This window comes from Pectobacterium sp. 1950-15, from assembly GCF_037136835.1.
Lineage (GTDB): Bacteria > Pseudomonadota > Gammaproteobacteria > Enterobacterales > Enterobacteriaceae > Pectobacterium.
Map to the genome: position 1 here is coordinate 94,188 of NZ_JBBBQR010000010.1, position 22,699 is coordinate 116,886.

General features: G+C 52.3%; 17 protein-coding genes. 12 read left to right on the forward strand and 5 right to left on the reverse strand.

Features of this window, described 5'->3' with window-relative positions:
- Positions 1-282 precede the first annotated feature (282 nt).
- Complete coding sequence (gene speA, locus WCT94_RS13005; protein WP_336869889.1) at positions 283-2,265, forward strand: biosynthetic arginine decarboxylase; 1,983 nt, start codon at positions 283-285, stop codon at positions 2,263-2,265.
- Positions 2,266-2,324: 59 nt separating this feature from the next.
- On the opposite strand, the gene WCT94_RS13010 is transcribed toward speA, so the two are convergent.
- A complete protein-coding gene (locus WCT94_RS13010) occupies positions 2,325-2,870 on the reverse strand; it encodes a helix-turn-helix transcriptional regulator (RefSeq protein ID WP_319849570.1) in 546 nt (181 codons plus the stop codon).
- A 678-nt stretch (positions 2,871-3,548) separates the two neighbouring features.
- A complete protein-coding gene (locus tag WCT94_RS13015) occupies positions 3,549-4,301 on the reverse strand; it encodes a M48 family metallopeptidase (protein ID WP_336869890.1) in 753 nt (250 codons plus the stop codon).
- A gap of 409 nt (positions 4,302-4,710) precedes the next feature.
- Between WCT94_RS13015 and tkt the strand changes: the two genes are divergently transcribed.
- The 7 genes from tkt (at position 4,711) to WCT94_RS13050 (ending at position 13,327) form a co-directional block, all read left to right on the forward strand.
- On the forward strand, positions 4,711-6,705 hold the full coding sequence (tkt, locus tag WCT94_RS13020; RefSeq protein ID WP_336869892.1) for a transketolase: 1,995 nt from the start codon (positions 4,711-4,713) through the stop codon (positions 6,703-6,705).
- Positions 6,706-7,019: 314 nt separating this feature from the next.
- Positions 7,020-8,036 (forward strand): erythrose-4-phosphate dehydrogenase, encoded by a 1,017-nt coding sequence (epd, locus tag WCT94_RS13025; protein WP_319849568.1) that lies wholly within the window; start codon positions 7,020-7,022, stop codon positions 8,034-8,036.
- Between the two features lie 72 nt (positions 8,037-8,108).
- Positions 8,109-9,272 carry a phosphoglycerate kinase gene (pgk, locus tag WCT94_RS13030; RefSeq protein WP_336869893.1) on the forward strand — a complete coding sequence of 388 codons (1,164 nt, stop codon included), beginning with the start codon at positions 8,109-8,111 and terminating at the stop codon, positions 9,270-9,272.
- 139 nt (positions 9,273-9,411) lie between these two features.
- Positions 9,412-10,488 (forward strand): class II fructose-bisphosphate aldolase, encoded by a 1,077-nt coding sequence (gene fbaA, locus WCT94_RS13035; RefSeq protein ID WP_336869894.1) that lies wholly within the window; start codon positions 9,412-9,414, stop codon positions 10,486-10,488.
- A gap of 216 nt (positions 10,489-10,704) precedes the next feature.
- Positions 10,705-11,580 carry a small-conductance mechanosensitive channel MscS gene (gene mscS, locus WCT94_RS13040; RefSeq protein ID WP_336869895.1) on the forward strand — a complete coding sequence of 292 codons (876 nt, stop codon included), beginning with the start codon at positions 10,705-10,707 and terminating at the stop codon, positions 11,578-11,580.
- Positions 11,581-11,785: 205 nt separating this feature from the next.
- Positions 11,786-12,400 (forward strand): arginine exporter ArgO, encoded by a 615-nt coding sequence (gene argO / locus WCT94_RS13045; protein ID WP_336869896.1) that lies wholly within the window; start codon positions 11,786-11,788, stop codon positions 12,398-12,400.
- Positions 12,401-12,601: 201 nt separating this feature from the next.
- A complete protein-coding gene (locus tag WCT94_RS13050; protein ID WP_336869954.1) occupies positions 12,602-13,327 on the forward strand; it encodes an oxidative stress defense protein in 726 nt (241 codons plus the stop codon).
- A 119-nt stretch (positions 13,328-13,446) separates the two neighbouring features.
- Here the strand turns inward: WCT94_RS13050 and WCT94_RS13055 are convergent, their stop codons facing one another.
- On the reverse strand, positions 13,447-14,340 hold the full coding sequence (locus WCT94_RS13055; RefSeq protein ID WP_015841813.1) for a LysR family transcriptional regulator ArgP: 894 nt from the start codon (positions 14,338-14,340) through the stop codon (positions 13,447-13,449).
- 239 nt (positions 14,341-14,579) lie between these two features.
- Between WCT94_RS13055 and rpiA the strand changes: the two genes are divergently transcribed.
- Together rpiA and serA are read left to right on the forward strand one after the other, a co-directional pair.
- Positions 14,580-15,239, forward strand: a complete 660-nt coding sequence (gene rpiA / locus WCT94_RS13060) for a ribose-5-phosphate isomerase RpiA (RefSeq protein WP_263058102.1) — start codon at positions 14,580-14,582, stop codon at positions 15,237-15,239.
- 294 nt (positions 15,240-15,533) lie between these two features.
- Positions 15,534-16,766, forward strand: a complete 1,233-nt coding sequence (gene serA, locus WCT94_RS13065; protein ID WP_336869898.1) for a phosphoglycerate dehydrogenase — start codon at positions 15,534-15,536, stop codon at positions 16,764-16,766.
- 53 nt (positions 16,767-16,819) lie between these two features.
- Here the strand turns inward: serA and WCT94_RS13070 are convergent, their stop codons facing one another.
- Positions 16,820-17,821: a zinc-binding alcohol dehydrogenase family protein gene (locus WCT94_RS13070; RefSeq protein ID WP_336869899.1), complete on the reverse strand. Its 1,002-nt coding sequence runs from the start codon at positions 17,819-17,821 to the stop codon at positions 16,820-16,822.
- Between the two features lie 127 nt (positions 17,822-17,948).
- On the opposite strand from WCT94_RS13070, the gene WCT94_RS13075 reads away from it, so the two are divergent.
- Complete coding sequence (locus WCT94_RS13075; RefSeq protein WP_336869900.1) at positions 17,949-18,860, forward strand: LysR family transcriptional regulator; 912 nt, start codon at positions 17,949-17,951, stop codon at positions 18,858-18,860.
- A gap of 251 nt (positions 18,861-19,111) precedes the next feature.
- Positions 19,112-20,815 (forward strand): methyl-accepting chemotaxis protein, encoded by a 1,704-nt coding sequence (locus tag WCT94_RS13080; protein ID WP_336869902.1) that lies wholly within the window; start codon positions 19,112-19,114, stop codon positions 20,813-20,815.
- A gap of 75 nt (positions 20,816-20,890) precedes the next feature.
- Here the strand turns inward: WCT94_RS13080 and ettA are convergent, their stop codons facing one another.
- Complete coding sequence (gene ettA / locus WCT94_RS13085; protein WP_336869903.1) at positions 20,891-22,558, reverse strand: energy-dependent translational throttle protein EttA; 1,668 nt, start codon at positions 22,556-22,558, stop codon at positions 20,891-20,893.
- Between the last annotated feature and the right edge of the window lie 141 nt (positions 22,559-22,699).

Sequence of the window (22,699 nt, forward strand, 5' to 3'; positions counted from 1 at the left end):
ACACAGGACTCCAGGGCTGGTTAATCTGCCTGTTATTCTTTCTGCCAGAAGTGTTTAGTGCCTTTCTGGTCACGTTCGCCCGGTGGTTTTCACAACGAGTTTTATCGACCCGTAACACGGAGCCTGACAACGTGTTTTACACTAATAAGAGTAATAAAGTGACGGCATACTGCACTACGCCGGTTTTTTCACTGTCGAGGCCGCATGTTGCAGGTATGCTCATGTGGGCTGTTTATTCAGGTACTGATGTGATCAGCAGTCTAGAAAAAGAAGAGGTTCGTTATGTCTGACGACATGATTCATCACGGCTCGTCAGCGACGGGTAAACATGAAAATTTGCGCTCTATGCAGGAGGTTGCCATGAATGACCGTAATGCCAGCGAAATGCTTCGTACCTACAATATTGCCTGGTGGGGCAATAATTACTATGACGTCAATGAGCTTGGTCACATTAGCGTGTGCCCGGATCCTGACGTACCAGAAGCTCGCGTCGATCTGGCCAGACTGGTCAAAGATATGCAGAGGGATCACCATCAGCGCCTGCCTGCGCTGTTCTGCTTTCCGCAAATTCTTCAGCATCGCCTGCGTTCTATTAACGCTGCGTTTAAACAGGCTCGCGAATCCTTTGGCTATGAAGGTGGTTACTTTCTGGTTTATCCGATCAAGGTCAACCAGCATCGCCGCGTCATTGAGTCACTGGCTAATTCCGGAGAACCGTTAGGGCTGGAAGCGGGTTCAAAAGCCGAGCTGATGGCAGTTCTGGGTCATGCCGGCATGACGCGTACCGTGATTGTGTGTAACGGCTATAAAGATCGTGAATACATCCGTCTGGCACTGATCGGCGAAAAGCTGGGCCACAAGGTGTATCTGGTCATCGAGAAGATGTCCGAAATCCGTCTGGTGCTGGAAGAGGCCGAGCGTTTGAATGTGGTGCCACGTCTTGGCGTCCGCGCTCGTCTGGCTTCTCAGGGATCGGGCAAATGGCAATCCAGCGGCGGCGAGAAATCCAAGTTTGGCTTGGCGGCGATTCAGGTGCTGCAACTGGTTGAGATGCTGCGTGAAGCCGGGAAGCTGGATAGCCTGCAACTGCTGCATTTCCATCTGGGCTCCCAGTTGGCAAATATCCGTGACATCGCGACGGGCGTGCGTGAATCCGCGCGTTTTTATGTCGAACTGCATAAGCTGGGCGTGAATATCCAGTGCTTTGACGTCGGTGGCGGCTTAGGCGTGGATTATGAAGGCACGCGCTCTCAGTCCGATTGTTCAGTGAACTATGGCCTGAACGAGTACGCCAACAACGTGATTTGGGGTATCGGCGATGCCTGTAACGAGCACGGGTTGCCGCATCCGACGGTGATCACCGAATCCGGCCGTGCGGTAACCGCGCACCATACCGTGTTGGTTTCCAATATCATCGGGGTGGAACGCAACGAGTTCAGTGAACCGACCGAGCCGGAAGAAGATGCGCCGCGCGCGCTGGAGAGCCTGTGGTCGACCTGGAAGGAAATCAAGCAGCCAGGAAAACGCCGTTCGCTGCGTGAGTGGTTGCACGACAGCCAGATGGATTTGCACGATGTACATACCCAGTACACGCACGGCATGTTGGATCTGACACAGCGTGCCAAAGCGGAGCAACTTTATCTGAGCATCTGCCAGATGATTCAGCAGCAGTTGGATCCGAGCAACCGCGCGCACCGGCCGGTGATTGATGAATTACAGGAACGCATGGCTGACAAGCTGTATGTCAACTTCTCGCTGTTCCAATCCATGCCGGACGCGTGGGGTATCGATCAGCTGTTCCCGGTACTGCCGCTGGAAGGGCTGGATAAACCGCCTGAGCGTCGTGCTGTGCTGCTGGACATCACCTGTGATTCTGATGGCACGATCGATCATTATGTCGATGGCGACGGCATTGCGACTACGATGCCAATGCCGCCTTACGATCCAGAAAATCCGCCGCTGCTGGGCTTCTTTATGGTTGGCGCCTATCAGGAAATTCTGGGGAACATGCATAACCTGTTCGGTGATACATCGACCGTTGACGTATTTGTCTTCCAGGACGGAACCGTTGAGATTGAAGAATCTGACGAAGGGAATACGGTTGCTGACATGCTGGAATATGTGCAGCTTGACCCTGAAGTGCTGATGACCCGCTTCCGCGATCAGGTTAAAGAAACCGATCTGGATGCTGAACTTCAGGCGCAGTTCATGGAAGAGTTTGAATCTGGGCTGTACGGCTATACTTATTTGGAAGATGAAGAATAAGTGTGACTGACGAAGTAAAAGGGGATGCGAGCGCGCATCCCCTTTTTTTCGGCTATCGATCAGATAAGCGAATTACTTATATTGATATCGGTTGCTGGTTTGGGAAGGGAATCAAATTCTTCAATGACGCTGTCTTTGAAGATAATCTTAGCAATTAGCAGTAAAGAGTTTTTATCCTGAACACCATATTTATTCAGTAATCGTGATTTGCTGTTCAGTACTGATTTCTTATTTAATCCGATGATATCGGCAATCGCTTCCGCCGTGTAGCCCGCACACCAGTGTTGGAATACGGCATATTCAGACTTTGACAACCTGACGGGACTGAATAAACGGCGATCGTGAAGGTGGACGAAATCGAGTAATTTATAAAAAGAATCGATGGCAGCTGACTTTGAAATAAGAATCGTTTTTTCGTCAATACACACAGGAGGGTGATTGGGGGAATTATTGATGATAACGAATGACGACGCCATATTATAAAAGTGAGTTCTTATCGACTCATAGTATTCCTCAAAGCCTTCGCTGCTACCGTCAATGATGAAAATACATTTTTTCTTGCCTTGCTGCAGCGTAAACCGGTTGACGGGTTTTATCGAGAGCATAGGGATACTGGATAGGATTTCCCGTAATCCTACCGTGGTAAAATTGCATTTACTGAAAATTCTCACATCCATGATTTTTAACACATATGAGTTTATTGTCTGAAGGTGGCCACAAACCAATAATTGCCGCTGATGTTATCCAGTTATTAAGAAATCGCGATCCTGAAATGCCGTTAAATCGCTAAAAGGTGGAGCCTCTAGAGAAACCTGCGGAAGAGACAACAGGGTTTATCATGTATCTATATGATCGAACTGGAAAAAATTTTATTGGTTTAACATAGTATGCTTGATTTACTGGTTTATTTCTATCTTTAAATACAGGGGGTTACCCCAAGATTCCTGCTGATTGAGACGTAGGTCTCTGTTCTAATCGTAGTTGCCTGTTTGTCGGTATGCCGCCGCATTCGTGGATTACAGCTTTTCCGCGTCTGGAAATCCACTGAGTGCCGTTTCTTAAAAAGAGAACGAGAAATTAGCGCGATTGAAAATAGCTATCTATTTATTATCGATTAATTCTTAAATCCTATCATCATGACGATGGCAAGATTAAAGATGGCAGTTGCATGACAGCTTACAGCGAATACGACGGGGATGATAGTGGTCGGATGACTAGCGGGCAATTGAGATTTTTTCAATTGCCCGCGGTGGGCCTGCTTTGTGAGTCATCAGAACGCGGGGTTACTTCTCGGCAGCAATCCGTTCACGGATGTGTTTGGCGCGCCCTTCAGATGAAGGGTGAGAATCAAACATGCTGCTCTCATGGCCCGCATCAAGTTTGGCGAGTTTCTCAAAGCTGCTTGCCAATCCTTCCCGATTGATGCCGCGTTTCTTCAGCAAATCAAAGGAGTAATCATCGGCCTGCGTTTCCTGCGTTTGAGAGAACTGGGAATTAACCAGTTTTTCGCCCAAATCGGCTAACTGAGATTCTGACAAGGACTGTGCGACACCGCCCGCAGAGGCGATGGCAGTACGAGCGGCAGTCGCAGCATAGGCAACCTGCATCGCTTTACGCGTGTGCCCCAGCGCAACGTGGCCCATTTCGTGTCCGAGAACGCCTTCCACTTCATTGTCGTTCATCATGTCCATCAGACCGCTGTACACCCGGATACAGCCGTTAGCCATTGCCCAGGCGTTAACGTCTTTTGTCAGATAAACCTTGTAGTTGGCTGGTGTACCGTTGATGTCATGACCCAGCGCATCTGCAATTTTATTCAGGCGCTGTGTGTACTTGCTGTCGGCAGGGGCAATTTTTGCCTCTTTGTCCATTTGCTCACAGGACTGATTGCTGAGTGCTTTAACATCAGCATCGCTGAGCGTTGCCGCCTGAAACGCCTGTGCGCCAGATTGCATTAAGGTATTGGTGTTTAAGTTCTGGCAGCCAGTCAGCAAGGTTGCTACACACAGCGCCAGTACAGAAGAACGAATAGCCATAAAAATCATCTCCATACGATTAATGTTTATTTTTTTAATACCAAAAAACGGCTTTAAGGTACCCGAAAACGACATTGATAAATAGATCGGAAAATCTGATTTGTATGCCTTCCGATACCTCGTCGACGATGAGTTTTTGTTTTGGTGCGTTCCAAAAAGGCGCGGTTGATAAAGGTGAACCTACTAGAAAACATGGCGTATGGCGCTGTAATCAACTGCCTAATTGGCAAAAGAACCGCCATTGATTCGTCAGCCGATAAATCCCTGTTTTTTGCTCACGGTTCCATGTGCATTCCCTCTGCTTTTCATGTACATTTGTAATCATATTTATTTTGTCATTCTTGTTTAACTTATTGATTTTATTAGTTTTACAGGAAAGGCAGTCGTTCAATCCGATCTGGAGTCAAGCATGTCCTCTCGTAAAGAACTTGCCAATGCTATCCGCGCGCTGAGCATGGATGGGGTGCAGAAAGCCAAATCCGGTCACCCGGGTGCACCGATGGGCATGGCCGATATCGCCGAAGTCCTGTGGCGCGATTACCTCAACCACAATCCGGCCAACCCCAACTGGGCCAACCGTGACCGCTTCGTGCTGTCCAACGGCCACGCGTCCATGCTGATTTACAGCCTGCTGCATCTCTCCGGCTACGACCTGCCGATTGAAGAACTGAAGAACTTCCGCCAGCTGCACTCCAAAACCCCGGGCCACCCGGAATACGGCTACACCGCTGGCGTCGAAACCACCACCGGCCCGCTGGGTCAGGGGATTGCCAACGCGGTCGGGATGGCAATTGCCGAGCGCACGCTGGCGGCGCAATTCAACCGCCCAGGTCACGAGATTGTCGACCATCACACCTACGCCTTCCTCGGTGACGGCTGCATGATGGAAGGGATTTCCCACGAAGTCTGCTCGCTGGCCGGCACCATGAAGCTCGGCAAGCTGACCGCGTTTTACGATGACAACGGCATCTCCATCGACGGCCACGTTGAAGGCTGGTTTACCGACGATACCGCCGCCCGTTTTGAAGCCTACGGCTGGCACGTGGTGCGGGGCGTGGACGGCCACGATGCGGACGCCATCAAACGCGCCATCGGCGAAGCCCAACAGGTGACCGACAAGCCGTCGCTGCTGATGTGCAAAACCGTGATTGGTTTCGGCTCACCAAACAAGGCGGGTACGCACGATTCCCACGGTGCACCGCTGGGCGATGCAGAAGTGGCGGCCTCCCGCAAACAGCTGGGCTGGACCCACGCGCCGTTTGAGATTCCTGCTGATATCTATGCTGCCTGGGATGCGAAACCGGCCGGTCAGCGTAAGGAAGCGGCCTGGAACGAGGCGTTTGCCGCCTACGCCAGCGCGTACCCGGAACTGGCTGCCGAATTCACACGCCGCACCGGCGGTGAACTGCCGGCCAGTTGGCAGGCGGACGCCCAGAAATTTATCGAAGACCTGCAGGCCAATCCGGCGAAAATCGCCAGCCGCAAAGCCTCACAGAACGCGCTGGAAGCCTACGGCAAACTGCTGCCGGAATTCCTGGGCGGCTCAGCCGACCTGGCACCGAGCAACCTGACCATCTGGTCCGGCTCGGTCTCGCTGGATAAAGACCACGCGGGCAATTACATCCACTACGGCGTGCGCGAATTCGGCATGACGGCGATTGCCAACGGGATTGCGCTGCACGGTGGCTTTGTGCCGTACACCGCGACCTTCCTGATGTTCGTGGAATATGCGCGTAATGCCGTGCGTATGGCCGCGCTGATGAAAATCCGCAGCATCTACGTTTACACCCACGACTCCATCGGTCTGGGCGAAGACGGCCCGACGCACCAGCCGGTTGAACAGCTGGCCAGCCTGCGCGTGACGCCGAACATGAGCAACTGGCGTCCGGCGGACCAGGTGGAAACGGCGGTGGCGTGGAAATACGCCATTGAGCGTCAGGACGGCCCGACGTCACTCATCCTGTCCCGTCAGAATCTGGCGCAGCAGCCACGTACCGCTGAGCAATTGGCGAACGTGGCAAAAGGCGGCTACGTGCTGAAAGACAGCGACGGCCAGCCGGAGCTTATCCTGATTGCCACCGGCTCTGAAGTCGAGCTGGCTGTCGGGGCGTATGACAAGCTGACTGCCGCCGGCCGCAAGGTGCGCGTGGTGTCGATGCCGTCAACGGATGCGTTCGACAAGCAGGATGCAGCCTACCGTGAAGCGGTGCTGCCGAAAGCCGTATCGGCACGCGTGGCGATTGAAGCGGGTATCGCGGACTACTGGTTCAAGTACGTGGGTCTGAACGGCGCGATTGTCGGCATGACGAGCTTCGGCGAATCGGCACCGGCGGAGCTGCTGTTTGAAGAGTTCGGCTTCACCGTCGATAACGTGGTGGAAAAAGCGCAGGCGCTGCTGAAGTAATCACGCCGCGTTAACCCCGATATGAGAAGCCGTCAGCTAACGCTGACGGCTTTTTTTCATCTTGAATTTAACGTCCCTCTTGATGCGCGTTGTCTGTCTCTCAGATATGGTTTTTTCATTTTTATGACGCAGGTCACTCTTCTGGCGTGTGCCAGACGAGAATATTTCTTTTATGCGTTAATTCGTTTATTCTAGCTGAAGCGTTTCAGTTGTTGTGCTAACGGCGTTTAGTCAGGGGTTCTCTGGTGTCTAAGAAGGGTATATCCTATGTGCTGGGTAACCCTGCCATGACACAAGGAACCACAAAGAACGCCATGACGATCCGTATTGCGATAAACGGTTTTGGCCGCATCGGCCGCAGTGTTTTACGTGCATTGTATGAATCAGGTCGCCGAGCTGAGATTGCCGTTGTGGCGATTAACGAGCTGGCAAGCGCGGAAGGCATGGCGCATTTGCTCAAGTATGATTCCAGCCACGGCCGTTTTTCGTGGGATGTGCGTCAGGAGTGCGATCAGCTTTATATTGGCGATGACTGTATTCGCCTGTTGCATCAGGTAGAAATTCAGCAGTTGCCCTGGCGAGAACTCGGTGTTGATATCGTGCTGGATTGCAGCGGTGTCTACGGCAGCCGGGAAGATGGGGAAGCCCATCTGGCGGCAGGCGCAAAGAAAGTGCTGTTTTCTCATCCGGGAACGACGGATCTGGATGCCACGGTGGTGTTTGGTGTCAATCACCATCAGTTGGAGCATGGGCATCGTATTGTTTCCAATGCGTCCTGTACGACCAACTGCATTATCCCAGTGATCAAATTACTGGATGATGCCTTCGGTATCGAAAATGGTACGGTGACGACAATTCACTCATCCATGAACGATCAACCGGTGATCGATGCTTATCATCACGACCTGCGGCGTACACGAGCCGCCAGCCAGTCGATCATTCCGGTAGATACCAAACTGTCGGCGGGGATCACCCGTATTTTTCCACAGTTTGTCGATCGTTTTGAGGCGATCTCGGTGCGGGTGCCGACGATTAACGTCACGGCAATTGACCTGAGCGTTAGCGTCAGGAAAGCCGTAAACGTGAATGAAATTAATGCACTATTGCAAAAATCAGCGCATGAGTCGTTTCGTGGTATAGTTGATTATACTGAATTGCCATTAGTGTCAGCTGATTTTAACCACGATCCGCACAGTGCCATTGTTGACGGCACGCAGACACGGGTCAGTGGTCAGCATCTGATTAAAACATTGGTCTGGTGCGATAACGAATGGGGCTTTGCCAACCGGATGTTGGATACAACACGGGCGATGGCAGCCTGCGGTTTCTAGTACGACGGTGGCGATCAGGGGTCGCTATCTCGCTCAAGCAACTTTAAAAGAGAATCAACAAGAGGATTCACCATGTCTGTAATTAAGATGACCGATCTGGATCTGGCTGGTAAACGTGTTCTTATTCGTGCGGATCTGAACGTACCAGTAAAAGAAGGGAAAGTGACGTCTGATGCGCGCATCCGTGCCTCTCTGCCGACCATCGAAATCGCGCTGAAACAAGGCGCTCGCGTTATGGTCACTTCCCACCTGGGACGTCCGACCGAAGGCGAATACAACGAAGAATTTTCTCTGCTGCCTGTTGTGGACTACCTGAAAGAGAAACTGTCTTCTCCTGTACGTCTGGCGAAAGACTATCTTGATGGTGTTGATGTCGCCGAAGGCGAGCTGGTTGTACTGGAAAACGTTCGCTTTAACAAAGGCGAGAAGAAAGACGACGAAGTCCTGTCCAAGAAATACGCGGCGCTGTGCGATGTGTTCGTAATGGACGCATTCGGTACTGCACACCGTGCGCAGGCTTCCACTCACGGCGTGGGTAAATTTGCGCCTATCGCCTGTGCGGGCCCGCTGCTGTCTGGTGAACTGGAAGCGCTGGGTAAAGCATTGAGCGAACCAGCACGCCCGATGGTCGCTATTGTGGGTGGTTCTAAAGTCTCCACTAAACTGACCGTACTGGATTCCCTGTCTAAAATCGCCGATCAACTGATCGTCGGTGGCGGTATCGCCAACACCTTCGTTGCCGCACAAGGCCACAACGTGGGTAAATCCCTGTACGAAGCTGACCTGATTCCTGAAGCGAAAAAGCTGCTGGAAACCTGTGATATTCCTGTACCGAGCGATGTGCGTGTCGCGTCAGAATTCTCTGAAACTGCAACCGCAACGCTGAAGTCTGTTACGGCAATCAAAGACGAAGAGCAGATTCTGGATCTGGGTGATGTTTCCGCTGAGCGTCTGGCTGAAATTCTGAAGAATGCCAAGACCATCCTGTGGAATGGCCCGGTTGGCGTCTTCGAATTCCCGAATTTCCGTAAAGGAACCGAGACCATTGCCCGTGCGATCGCGGATAGCGAAGCATTCTCTATCGCAGGCGGCGGCGATACGCTGGCTGCGATCGATCTGTTTGGTATTGCTGACAAAATCTCCTACATTTCTACCGGTGGTGGTGCATTCCTGGAATTCGTTGAAGGGAAAAAACTGCCAGCAGTGGTTATGCTGGAAGAACGCGCCAAGCAGTAATTTAAGGTAAGGGCTGCTTTTTTTTCCCTTTCCTGTGGTTGTCTCGGCATGCCGTTATGCAATAGCGTGTCGAGACAGCCTGTCGATTTAACATCGATCTCTCTAACCCCTCCACGGCCAACGAAACGGGACACGTAACATGTCTAAAATTTTTGATTTCGTAAAACCCGGTGTCATCACTGGTGATGACGTTCAGAAAGTTTTCGCAGTAGCAAAAGAAAACCAATTCGCTTTGCCAGCAGTGAACTGTGTCGGTACCGACTCAATCAATGCTGTGCTGGAAGCCGCAGCCAAAGTGCGCGCACCGGTCATTGTTCAGTTCTCTAACGGCGGCGCAGCATTCACCGCAGGTAAAGGTCTGAAAGCGGAAGGTCAGCAGGCGGCAATTTTGGGTGCGATTTCTGGCGCTCATCATGTGCATCAAATGGCTGAACATTACGGTATTCCGGTAATTCTGCACACTGACCACTGCGCGAAGAAACTGCTGCCGTGGATTGATGGCCTGCTGGACGCGGGTGAAAAACACTTTGCTGCTACTGGCAAACCGCTGTTCTCTTCTCACATGATCGACCTGTCTGAAGAGTCTCTGGAAGAGAACATCGAGATCTGCTCTAAATATTTGGCGCGTATGGCCAAAATCGACATGACTCTGGAAATCGAACTGGGTTGTACTGGTGGTGAAGAAGACGGTGTGGATAACAGCCACATGGACGCTTCTGCTCTGTACACCCAGCCAGAAGACGTTGACTACGCGTACACTAAACTGAACGCGATCAGCCCACGTTTCACCATCGCTGCCTCTTTCGGTAACGTGCATGGCGTCTACAAGCCAGGCAACGTGAAGCTGACCCCAACCATCCTGCGTGATTCTCAGGAATATGTTTCCAAGAAACATAACCTGCCGCACAACAGCCTGGACTTCGTGTTCCACGGTGGTTCTGGTTCCAGCGCTCAGGAAATCAAAGATTCCGTCAGCTACGGCGTAGTGAAAATGAACATCGATACCGACACCCAGTGGGCAACGTGGGAAGGTATCCTGAAATACTACAAAGAAAACGAAGCGTATCTGCAAGGTCAACTGGGCAACCCGAAAGGCGAAGATCAGCCGAACAAGAAATACTATGACCCGCGTGTGTGGCTGCGTGCCGCTCAGGTGAGCATGGTGGCGCGTCTGGAACAAGCCTTCAAAGAGCTGAACGCTGTTGATGTACTGTAAGTAAGACGACCTCAACATCGTTTTATGCTAAGGCTCCTACGGGAGCCTTAATTTTTGGGGCTTTCTTACTCGTCTCTGGTCGCTCTGTTTGCGCGGTCTGGCATACCTATCCGTATTCACCACGCCTTCACAATCTATCCATTACCCTCGCTTAATGTTGCGGTTTCAGTTGTGGACGTTATGCTTTCCCAGTGATTAAAAAACAGGAGTTTTCAAATGGAAGAACTTAATACGGGGTTGGATCAGGCAGGGGACTGGTTGGTGACACACCAGAGCCTGTTTTTGCAGTATGCCGTGAATATCGTCGCAGCATTAGTGATCCTCATCGTTGGTCTGGTGATCGCTCGGATCGTTTCCGGCACCATCAATAAGCTGATGATTAACCGTTCTATCGATTCAACCGTGGCAGATTTCCTGTCTGCGCTGGTGCGCTATGGCATTATCGCGTTCACGCTGATTGCGGTATTGAGTCGGGTTGGTGTACAGACGGCATCGGTGATTGCTGTGTTGGGTGCGGCGGGCTTGGCTGTTGGTCTGGCATTACAGGGGTCGTTAGCCAACTTTGCTGCGGGCGTCTTGCTGGTGATTTTCCGGCCTTTCCGTACCGGTGAATGGGTGGACTTAGGCGGCGTGTCTGGTTCGGTCACACAGGTACAGATCTTCTCGACGACACTGCGTACCTCTGACGGCAAAATTATCGTGGTGCCGAATGGCAAAATCATTGCTGGTAACATCATCAACAGTTCACGTGAGCCAGATCGCCGTACCGAAATTATTGTCGGCGTAGCTTATGATGCCGACATCGACGTAGTGAAAAAGCTGCTGGGCGATATTGTCGCGGCGGATGAACGTATCCAGCACGACAGGGGCGTCACGATCCGTCTGAATGAAATGGCAGCGTCATCGCTGAATTTTGTGGTATGGGTGTGGACAACCAACGGCAACGCACAGGCGGTGTATTGGGATCTGCTGGAAAGCTTTAAACGCGTGCTGGATGAGCACCGTATTGGCATTCCTTATCCGCAAATGGACGTGCATCTGCATAACGTACCATCTGTAGGCGTACCACCCGTAGCGAAACAGCCAGAATAAACTCGCTGACATACGCACCCCAATAGGCACCATGCCCTGACATTGGCATGGTGCATCGTCAGAAATCGCCTTCTCATTCAACCTCGCTTTACCTGTCTTCAGTACATTAGCTTAGCTAATGTAGCGTTAGAATATTCAATTTCACTTATTTCATCGGCTTCCATAAACTCCTCCGCGATAACAACAAACGGGGTAGGAGAGAAGTATGTGGGCGGTGTATTTACAGGGCGTTCTGTTGGGAGCGGCGATGATTTTGCCTTTGGGGCCGCAGAATGCGTTTGTGATGAATCAGGGAATTCGCCGGCAGTATCACCTGATGGTGGCGCTGTTATGTGCTTTGAGCGATATGGTGTTGATTACCGCCGGTATTTTTGGCGGCAGCGCATTGCTCAGTCAGTCTTCGCTGTTGCTGGCGGCAGTAACCTGGGGCGGCGTTGCGTTCCTGCTCTGGTTCGGCTGGGGAGCGATGAAAACGGCCTTCAGCAAAAATATTACGCTCGCCAGCGCCGAGGTGATGAAACAAAGCCGTTGGCGCATTATTGCTACCATGCTGGCCGTGACCTGGCTGAATCCGCACGTCTATCTGGATACCTTTGTGGTGCTGGGGAGTCTGGGGAGCCAGTTTGCTGATGATGCCCGGAGCTGGTTTGCGCTGGGGACGATGACCGCGTCTTTCACCTGGTTCTTTGCGCTGGCGCTCTTGGCTGCCTGGCTGGCACCGTGGCTGAATACGCCTCGGGTACAGCGGGTTATCAACTTTTTTGTCGGCGTGGTGATGTGGGGCATTGCCTTACAGCTGGCGCGTCACGGCTGGCAATAATGGTTGGAAATAAATGACATCACCTTACGCTACGTTTCAGAAATTCACCTATATTGTGTGGAGTTAGTAATGCGTTATGTTGGTCGGTGAAGCAGTCCGTCTTGTTTCTTTCATTCTGGAAGATACCGTGTTGGCACAGACAATCTGCCAGCGGCATACGTGACGAAACATAAGTAAGGAGAGAGTGTGAAGCGAGGTATGATGAAGCTAAATGCACTGGCGCTGGCCGCTGCGGTAGGATTGGGCGGTATATCGATGGCCGCTCAGGCTGCGGAACTGCCGGATGGTCCGCATATCGTGACGTCAGGGACATCCAGCGTAGATGCGACGCCGGATATTGCACGTCTGGCGATTGAAGTCAGTGTGTCATCGAAGGATGCGGCGGAAGCGAAAAAGCAGGTCGATGCCCGTGTTGCACAATATTTTGATTTTCTGGGTAAAAATGGCATTGAGAAAAAAGATATTAATGCCGCCAATTTACGCACACAGCCAGAATATGACTATCTGAAAACGGGCGGTTCGGTGCTGAAAGGCTATCGTGCCGTGCGTCAGGTGGAAGTGACGCTGCGCCAGTTAGACAAACTGAATGAACTGCTGGATGGGGCGTTGAAATCGGGGCTGAATGAGATTCGCACGGTAGAATTAGGCGTTGCCAATCCAGAAGCCTATCGTGATGAAGCGCGTAAGAAAGCCATTGAGCAGGCGACGAGTCAGGCCGCCGCGCTGGCGCAGGGCTTTAACGCCAAGCTGGGGCCGATTTACAGCGTTCGTTACCACGTTGCCAACTATCAGCCGATGCCAATGGCGCGAATGTTTAAAACGGCAGACGCGGCCGTGCAAAGCGAAGCGGCGCAAACCTATGAACAACAAACCATTCACTTTGACGATCAGGTGGATGTCGTGTTTGAGCTACAGCGTACGCCGTAGCGAGAACCTTAAGCCATTGTGGTGTAAACCGTGATGAAAACAACAGGCCTGCTTAGTCAGGCCTGTTGTTCTTTATCATGACTTCAGTATCACTACTTCAATCTCATCTTCTCAGTACGTTATGACTGCCGCAGTACCTGATGGCCGTGTGCGAGCAGGGCGTCCGTCACTTTTCTCATCATCCGGCTTTCCGGCGCAAAGCGGTGCCAGTAGAGCATCCGACGCTGAAACAGCCCCGGCGTCAGATCGACTAACTCGTTATTGGCCAGTTCTTTCTCGATTTGCAGATGCGGGATCATGCAGCAGGTCGTACCTTGTCGAGCCAGTTGTACAAAGGCTTCTGATGAATTCACGATGTGGCAGGGAACGCTACCCGGCGATAAATCAAAGTTTTGCTGTAAAAAAGCCTGATGCATATCATCCAGATGGTCGAAGGCGACCGCAGGTGCGCGCAGCAGCGCCGAACGCGTCACGCCATTGGGAAAATAGCGGGCGGCAAAGGTCGGAGAGGCCACAAACAGATAATCCAGTGCGCCCAGTTTATCCACCAGACAGCTCGGCAGCGGCTGGGACTGAATACTCACCGCGCCCACCACTTCACCCCGGCGCAGCCTTTCCTGCGTGCGCGTTTCATCTTCTACCTGCAAGTTAAGGCGAATCGGTGAATCGACCAGCACTGGCTGTAATGCGGGCAGCAGCCAGGTTGCCAGACTGTCGGCGTTCACCGCCAGTGACAGCAGCAGCGGGATATCGCTGTTGGTTTCATTGCCCAGCCACTCTTCTTCCAGCAGCTCAACCTGATGCAGCAGCGCCAGCAGTTTCTGCCCTTGTTCCGTCGGGCGAGGGGGAATGGTTCTGACCAAAAGCGGCTGGCCGAACAGATTTTCCAGCTGTTTGATACGCTGCGAAACGGCAGATTGGGTAATACACAATTTTTGGGCGGCGCGCTCAAAACCACGCTCGCGGATGACGGCATCCAGAGCCTGAAGCGTTCGATAGTCCGGGCGTTTCATGAAAGTCAAAATCCTCTGAATGAGTCTGTTTTTTTCACTATGCCACATTTTGCTGCTTTGCCATGCAGAAATCTTATTTTGGCTGTTGTGCGCAATCACGATTCAGCAGGGTAGGTGTGGAACGAGGCGCATGAAATAATGCATCGGCGGTGAAGTGAATTTGCACGCTTTCCCCAACGAGCATGTTCTATAATACGCACACGTTTTCGTATATCGATTCTACAGGCCAGAAGCAGATTATGACGCAAGATGAACTGAAAAAAGCAGTGGGATGGGCAGCGCTAGACTATGTCCGCCCAGACACCATTGTGGGAGTAGGAACCGGATCGACGGCAGCACACTTTATTGATGCGCTGGGTTCGATAAAACATCAAATCAAAGGCGCGGTTTCCAGCTCGGATGCCTCAACGGAAAAGCTGAAAAGTCTGGGTATCCCCGTTTTTGACGCCAATGAAGTCGATTCGCTGGATGTTTATGTCGATGGTGCGGATGAGATCAACGGCCACATGCAGATGATTAAAGGCGGTGGTGCAGCGCTGACCCGCGAGAAAATCATTTCGGCACTGTCGCGCCAGTTCATTTGCATTGTTGATGCCTCCAAGCAGGTTGATGTTCTGGGTAAATTCCCGCTGCCGGTTGAAGTGATTCCGATGGCGCGGTCCTACGTGGCTCGCGAGCTGGCGAAGCTGGGCGGGCAGCCGGTCTACCGTCAGGGCGTCGTGACGGATAACGGCAACGTCATTCTGGATGTGCACAACCTGAATATCATGGATGCGGTCGCAGTAGAAAACCACATCAATGGTATCCCCGGCGTCGTAACCGTCGGACTGTTCGCCAACCGCGGCGCGGATGTCGCATTAGTCGGCACGGCTGATGGGGTAAAAACCGTCGTTAAATGAGTGCGAGATCGTTCTGACGTGGTGAACGTCCACGTCAGAAATTTTTTAGCTAAAAAAATCTATTTAGTTAACGGCTCATTTTTGGTACTTAATATCACATTTTCTTATTTTATTTATCGTCGATATGGCGATGCACATCTTTGGCAATATTTTTTGCCATAAATCAGGCGCGCCTTTCTGTGGCGTGATTCGGGCGAAGCAATCGTTTGTATTGCTGACTGCGTAATTTTTGTTATGTTGGCAGAGGCTATTGAGCACTCTGTCACATTTGAAGTCTGAAAATAAGGTCGGGAAATGGCAAAGGTATCACTGGAAAAAGACAAGATTAAGTTTCTGTTAGTGGAAGGCGTGCACCAGAGCGCGCTGGATAACCTGCGTGCAGCCGGTTACACCAACATCGAGTTCCATAAGGGCGCGCTGGATCCTGAGGAGTTGAAAGCCTCCATCCGCGATGCGCACTTTGTGGGTATCCGCTCGCGTACCCATCTGACAGAAGAGATTTTTGCTGCTGCGGAAAAACTGATCGCGGTAGGGTGTTTCTGTATCGGGACTAATCAGGTTGATCTGTCGGCCGCGACCAAACGCGGTATCCCAGTATTTAACGCACCGTTTTCCAATACCCGATCCGTGGCAGAAATGGTGATCGGCGAAATGCTGCTGATGCTGCGCGGTATCCCGGCGGCGAACGCGAAAGCGCACCGTGGTATCTGGCACAAACTGGCTGTGGGCTCGTTTGAAGCGCGCGGCAAAAAGCTGGGGATCATCGGCTACGGCCATATCGGTACGCAGTTGGGTATTCTGGCTGAAAGCCTGGGTATGCACGTTTATTTCTATGATATCGAAAGCAAACTGCCGCTGGGTAATGCTCAGCAGGTGCGCCACCTGTCCGACCTGCTGAATATGAGCGATGTGGTGAGCCTGCACGTGCCGGAAAATGACAGCACGCAGAATATGATGGGTGCGGAAGAGCTGGCGCTGATGAAGCCGGGTTCCATCCTGATTAACGCTGCCCGCGGTACGGTAGTCGATATTCCGGCACTGTGTGAAGCGCTGAGCAGCAAGCATCTGTCCGGTGCGGCCATTGACGTATTCCCGCAAGAGCCGGCAACTAACAGCGATCCGTTCCTGTCGCCGCTGTGCGAATTTGACAACGTGCTGCTGACGCCGCACATCGGTGGTTCTACGCAAGAAGCGCAGGAAAATATCGGTGATGAAGTGGCTGGCAAACTGGCGAAATACTCAGACAACGGTTCTACGCTGTCTGCGGTGAATTTCCCGGAAGTCTCGCTGCCTGTTCATGGCGCACGCGCCAGCCGCCTGCTGCACATCCATGAAAACCGTCCTGGCATCATTACCAAAATTAACCAGATCTTTGCTGAGCAGGGCATTAACATTGCCGCGCAGTATCTGCAAACGACACCTGAAATTGGTTATGTGGTGATTGATGTCGAAACTGATGGCGCGCAAACGGCGCTGCAACTGATGAAGGCGATTCCTGGCACCATTCGTGCTCGTCTGCTGTTCTGATTCGTTTTAATCAGTGAATAAACAACCAGCCCCTTTTGGGGCTGGTTGCGTTATTACAGCGCGATGACGATCTTGCCGCGCATATGTCCTTCCAGCACTTTACCGTGAGCCTGCTTCAGCGTGCTTACTGTTAACCCTTGCAACGTTTCGCTGGCGGTTCCCTGAAGTTTCCCTGTATCCACCAGCTGTGCGACTTCGTGCAAAATGTTCCCCTGTTCGGCGATATCCGGTGTGGTGAACATGCTGCGGGTAAACATGAGTTCCCAGTGCAGCGCTGCGCTTTTGAGTTTCAGCGCCGTTTGGTCGAGCGGGTTTTTGTTTTCCACGATGGTGCAAATGTGGCCCATTGGCGCGATCAGTTTACTGATGGCATCCCAGTGCCCGTCCGTGTCGTTCAGGCAGAAAATGTAATCGACCTGTTTGATCCCTTCTTTTTCCAGAGACTCGACCAGATTGCGGTAATCTACGACCTTATGTGCACCGCGTTGGCGGCACCACTCTGCCGAGTCAGGCTGCGACGCGGTAGCGATAATGTTCACTGAACTGCGCAGCGCGGCCAGAGAAATCGCGAGGGAGCCTACGCCGCCCGCACCACCGATAATCAACAGCGTTTTCTCGCTGTCGGCCTGCTGTATTTTCAGGTGTTCGAACAATCCTTCCCATGCGGTCAGTGCCGTGAGCGGCAGTGCGGCTGCGGCTGCCCAGTCCAGAGACACGGGCTTACGCGCAACGATACGTGAATCAATCAACTGATGGGTGGTGTTGCTGCCGGGGCGGGTAATATCGCCGGCGTACCAGACTTCATCGCCTACCTGAATGTCGCTCACGGTGCTGCCGGTTTTCAGCACGATACCACTGGCATCCCAGCCGAGAATTCGGGGCTGCTGTAATCCATTCTGACGTAATCCGGCATGCACCTTGGTATCCACGGGATTGACGGAAATGGCTTTTACGCCGACCAACAGATCGTATTCGCCGGGCTCGGGGATGTCCTGAGTGATGGCAATGAAGTTTTCTGGTTGTTGTGGATCAACGGCTATCGCATGAGCGGTCATGGTCTGTTCCTCAGTATTTTCAGAATGCGGTCTTGTGAATAATTGAATAGAACCAAGTGTAGAACACGGCGATAGGGCTGATAAGATGGACAATAAATAATGCAGTGTTCGTCTAGGGTGAACAATTATGTTTAAACAATTGCAGGATATGGCGCTGTTTGCGCTGGTGGCCGAGTGTGGCAGTTTCACACAAGCGGCGCGAAAGGCAGGGCTGGCGAAATCCAGCCTGAGCCTGCGCATTAGCCAGCTTGAACAGCAGATTGGCCTGCGGCTGTTGAACCGAACGACGCGCCAGCTCAATCTGACGTTTGCGGGTGAGCGTTATCTGATTCACTGTCAGGAGATGCTGCAAGCCAGCGAGCGTGCCGATCTCGCCATACAGCGCTTGCGTGATAATCCCAGCGGGCGGCTGCGTATCACCAGCCCGGCGGGATTCGGTTCCACGCTGCTGGCACGGCTTACGGCCGAGTTTCAGCAGCGCTTTCCTGCAGTATCGCTGGATGTGCTGATTTCAGATGCGGTGATCGATCTGGTACAGGAAGGGTTTGATGTCGCTTTTCGTACCGGGAAACCGCACGATTCTTCACTGATCGGGCGTTCGCTTGGGCAAACCCCCCGCTATTTGCTGGCATCGCCTGACTATCTGGCGCGGCATCCGGCATTGCTCCACCCACAGCAGCTCCAACAGCACCGCTGTATCGCACATCATGCCTGGACGGAGTGGCTCCTTCATCGCGGTTCGGAACTTTATCGCTGGTTACTGCCCGAGGCGCATATCACCGATAACCTGCTTTACGCCCGCGAGTGCGCCATTGCGGGGGCTGGTATTACGCTATTGCCGGATTTTCTCTGTCTGGATGACGCGGTGTCCGGGAAATTGGTCAGGGTTTTATCGGATTGGCAGGCGGAAGCTAACGAGCTTTATCTGGTGTATCCCAGCCGTAAGCTGAATTCGCCCGCGTTAGCGTGTTTTATCGACTTTGTTTTACAACATAGTGCGTTGGATGATTACTCAACGTTTTTGAAAAAGCAGCCGTGATACCGTCTCTACAATATTTTTGTTTCATTTTTATTTGGATCTTTTGATTTTTATTGAAACGTGATTTCTATCAACTTATTTTAGGTACGTTTTAGATTGAAAATGCCGATAACAATGTTGGTTCCTTTTGACTTTTTTATGAAAGGTGTGGTCCTGCGTGGCGTTATTGTCACAGTGCTATCTGGACTCTGTCGTACCTGTAATGGCAGAGATAATGTATACCAGTGATGGTGAAAATGAGAATGCAACCGATGTCTATTCAAAAAGAGAAGTTGAGTTACATCAACAATATACGTCTCGTTTCGTTATTTATTACTCTTTTTTCAATTATCCTGATTTTATTTGCGCTTTCTATTGGCACAGCGAGTTATTTTTTAAAACAGAGTAATGATTCACTCGATAAAGCGAATGAATTGTCTGATATCCGTGCCGGTATCAGCAGCAGCCTCGATCAGCTACGCGTAGCCAGGCTGCTGCTTATTCAGGCTGGTGCAGCAAACCGTATTAGCGATCATGAGGTGTTTAAATCCGCGTCAGATCAGGCCGCAGGTCGAGTCAGAGCCTCGCAGAAGCGTCTGGATGAATACCTCGCGCGTCCAGATAAACTGGAGAGTGAAAGCGCGCTGGATAGCGAGATTCTTAAGGCGTACGCCGACTACCGTGATAACGCGATTCTGGCTATGCAGAAGGCGACAAATGACGGGGAGTTTGAAGATACGATTACGCTGGAAAGTACGCTGGCCCGTCAGTTAGATGAAGCGTTCAGTGTTCCAGTGCGTAAGAAAGTCACTGAGCTGACAAAAGCCGCGCAGGATATCAATCTACAAGCAGAACAGAATGCTAAACTGGGTTACTGGATGATGGCGGGCTCATTTGTCCTGTCGATCATTATGGCGATCATGGCCTACATCATGGTGCGCAATGTGATCCTCGCGCCAATCAACAGACTGGTTGAGCGTATTCAGAAGATTGCCGCAGGCGATCTGACGCAGCCACCGATGGTGATGGGGCGTAATGAAATCGGCATTCTGGGGACGAATATCCAGAACATGCAGGCGGAGCTGACGGATACGGTGACGATCGTGCGCGAAGGTGCAGATTCAATCTATCAGGGATCGTCAGAAATTACGGCGGGTAACGTCGATCTTTCCTCGCGTACCGAGCAGCAAGCGGCCGCGCTGGAGGAAACCGCAGCGAGCATGGAACAGTTGACCGCAACGGTGAAACAGAACTCTGACAATGCTCATCACGCCAGCCAGTTGGCAAAAAATGCTTCTGAAAAAGCGGAGAAGGGCGGGCAAATTGTGCAAGGCGTGGTGGACACCATGCAGGACATTTCTACAAGCTCAAAACGCATTTCCGAGATCACTTCCGTTATTAACAGCATCGCCTTCCAGACCAACATTCTGGCGCTGAACGCCGCGGTAGAAGCCGCGCGTGCGGGTGAGCAAGGACGTGGTTTTGCTGTGGTGGCAGGTGAAGTCCGTAATTTGGCGCAGCGCAGCGCACAGGCCGCGAAAGAGATTGAAGGGCTGATTGGCGAATCGAGCCGGCTGGTGGAAACGGGGTCTGGGCTTGTATCTCAGGCGGGCACAACCATGGGTGAGATTGTGCGTGCGGTTGTCAGTGTGACTGACATCATGGGGGAAATTGCTTCCGCTTCTGACGAACAGAGCCGTGGTATTGGGCAGGTTAGTCAGGCCGTGTCTGAAATGGACAGCGCGACGCAGCAGAATGCGGCATTGGTGCAGGAAGCGTCGGCTGCCGCGGTGTCACTTGAAGAACAGGCTGCGCGTCTGACGCAGGCTGTCGCGGTATTTAAGCTGGCTGGTGTGGCTCAGAGACTGAAATCGTCATTGCCAAAAGCGGCGCCGCAACCGCGTTTAGCGCCAGCGATGGCGATTGCCGGAAGTAGTAGCAAAGGCAGCGATAATCAAAACTGGGAAACGTTCTGATTCCCGATAGATGAAGCATGATAGAAAAAAATGGCCCGCATTGCGGGCCATTCGTTTATGACGTTCGACGACAGCTTACTTAGCGATCTTCTTGTATTTGATGCGGTGTGGTTCCAGCGCATCGGCACCCAGCGTACGCTTTTTGTATTCTTCGTATTCGGTAAAGTTACCTTCGAAGAATTCCACTTTACCTTCATCCTGATAATCCAGAATGTGTGTTGCGATACGGTCTAGGAACCAACGGTCATGCGAGATCACCATGGCACAGCCAGGGAATTCCAGCAGGGCGTTTTCCAGCGCGCGCAGGGTTTCGATATCCAGGTCGTTGGTCGGTTCATCGAGCAGCAGCACGTTGCCGCCGACCTGCAACAGCTTCGCCAGATGCAGACGACCGCGTTCACCACCGGACAGCTCGCCAACGCGTTTGCCTTGATCAACCCCTTTGAAGTTGAAACGGCCAACGTACGCGCGGCTTGGCATCTCGGTGTTGCCGATACGCATGATGTCCTGTCCGCCGGACACTTCTTCCCAGACGGTTTTGCTGTTGTCCATCGCGTCACGGAACTGGTCAACTGACGCCAGTTTCACCGTTTCACCCAGCTCGATCGTGCCGCCATCCGGCTGTTCCTGACCAGACATCATACGGAACAGCGTCGATTTACCGGCACCGTTCGGGCCGATAATACCGACAATCGCGCCTTTTGGTACGGAGAAAGACAGCCCGTCGATGAGCTGACGTTCGCCGTAGGACTTGCTGAGGTTGGTGACTTCCACCACTTTATCGCCGAGGCGAGCACCTGGTGGGATAAACAGTTCGTTGGTTTCGTTACGTTTCTGGTATTCCGTGTTGTTCAGCTCTTCAAAGCGTGCCAGACGGGCCTTACCTTTGGACTGACGGCCTTTGGCGCCTTGACGCACCCACTCCAGCTCTTTCTCAATGGATTTACGGCGTGCCGCTTCCTGAGACGCTTCCTGTGCCAGACGCTGATCTTTCTGCTCCAGCCAGGAAGAGTAGTTGCCTTCCCACGGAATCCCTTCTCCACGGTCCAGCTCCAGAATCCAGCCCGCTACGTTATCGAGGAAGTAACGGTCGTGGGTAATTGCTACCACGGTGCCCTCGAAGTCGTGCAGGAAGCGTTCCAGCCAGGCGACAGACTCGGCATCCAGGTGGTTGGTTGGTTCGTCGAGCAGCAGCATGTCCGGCTTTTCCAGCAGCAGACGGCACAGGGCCACGCGGCGACGTTCCCCCCCGGACAGGTTGGCGATTTTCGCATCCCACTCTGGCAAGCGCAGCGCATCGGCAGCGCGCTCCAACTGGTTATTCAGATTATGGCCGTCATGCGCCTGAATGATTTCTTCCAGCTTGCCTTGCTCGGCAGCCAGTTTATCGAAATCTGCATCTGGGTCGGCATACAGTGCATAAACTTCATCAAGACGCTTCAGCGCGGTCACGACTTCAGACACCGCTTCTTCTACGGATTCACGTACGGTGTGCTCCGTATTTAACTGCGGTTCCTGCGGCAAGTAGCCGATTTTGATTCCAGGTTGTGGGCGAGCTTCGCCCTCGATGTCCGTATCAATGCCAGCCATAATACGCAACAGCGTTGATTTACCGGCTCCGTTCAGACCCAGCACGCCGATCTTGGCACCGGGGAAAAAACTGAGGGAGATGTTTTTCAGAATGTGACGCTTCGGCGGTACGACCTTACCGACGCGATGCATGGTATAAACATATTGAGCCACGTTGCGACTTCGCCTCTCTCTTATCTCTATGATTTGTCACCATAAGCGGGTGACCATGTGTAGCACGATGCTACTTAATACTACATCGCTGCTAAGGCCATACCCTGGCAGCGGATCGATTATTCTAAGTGCATTACTTTG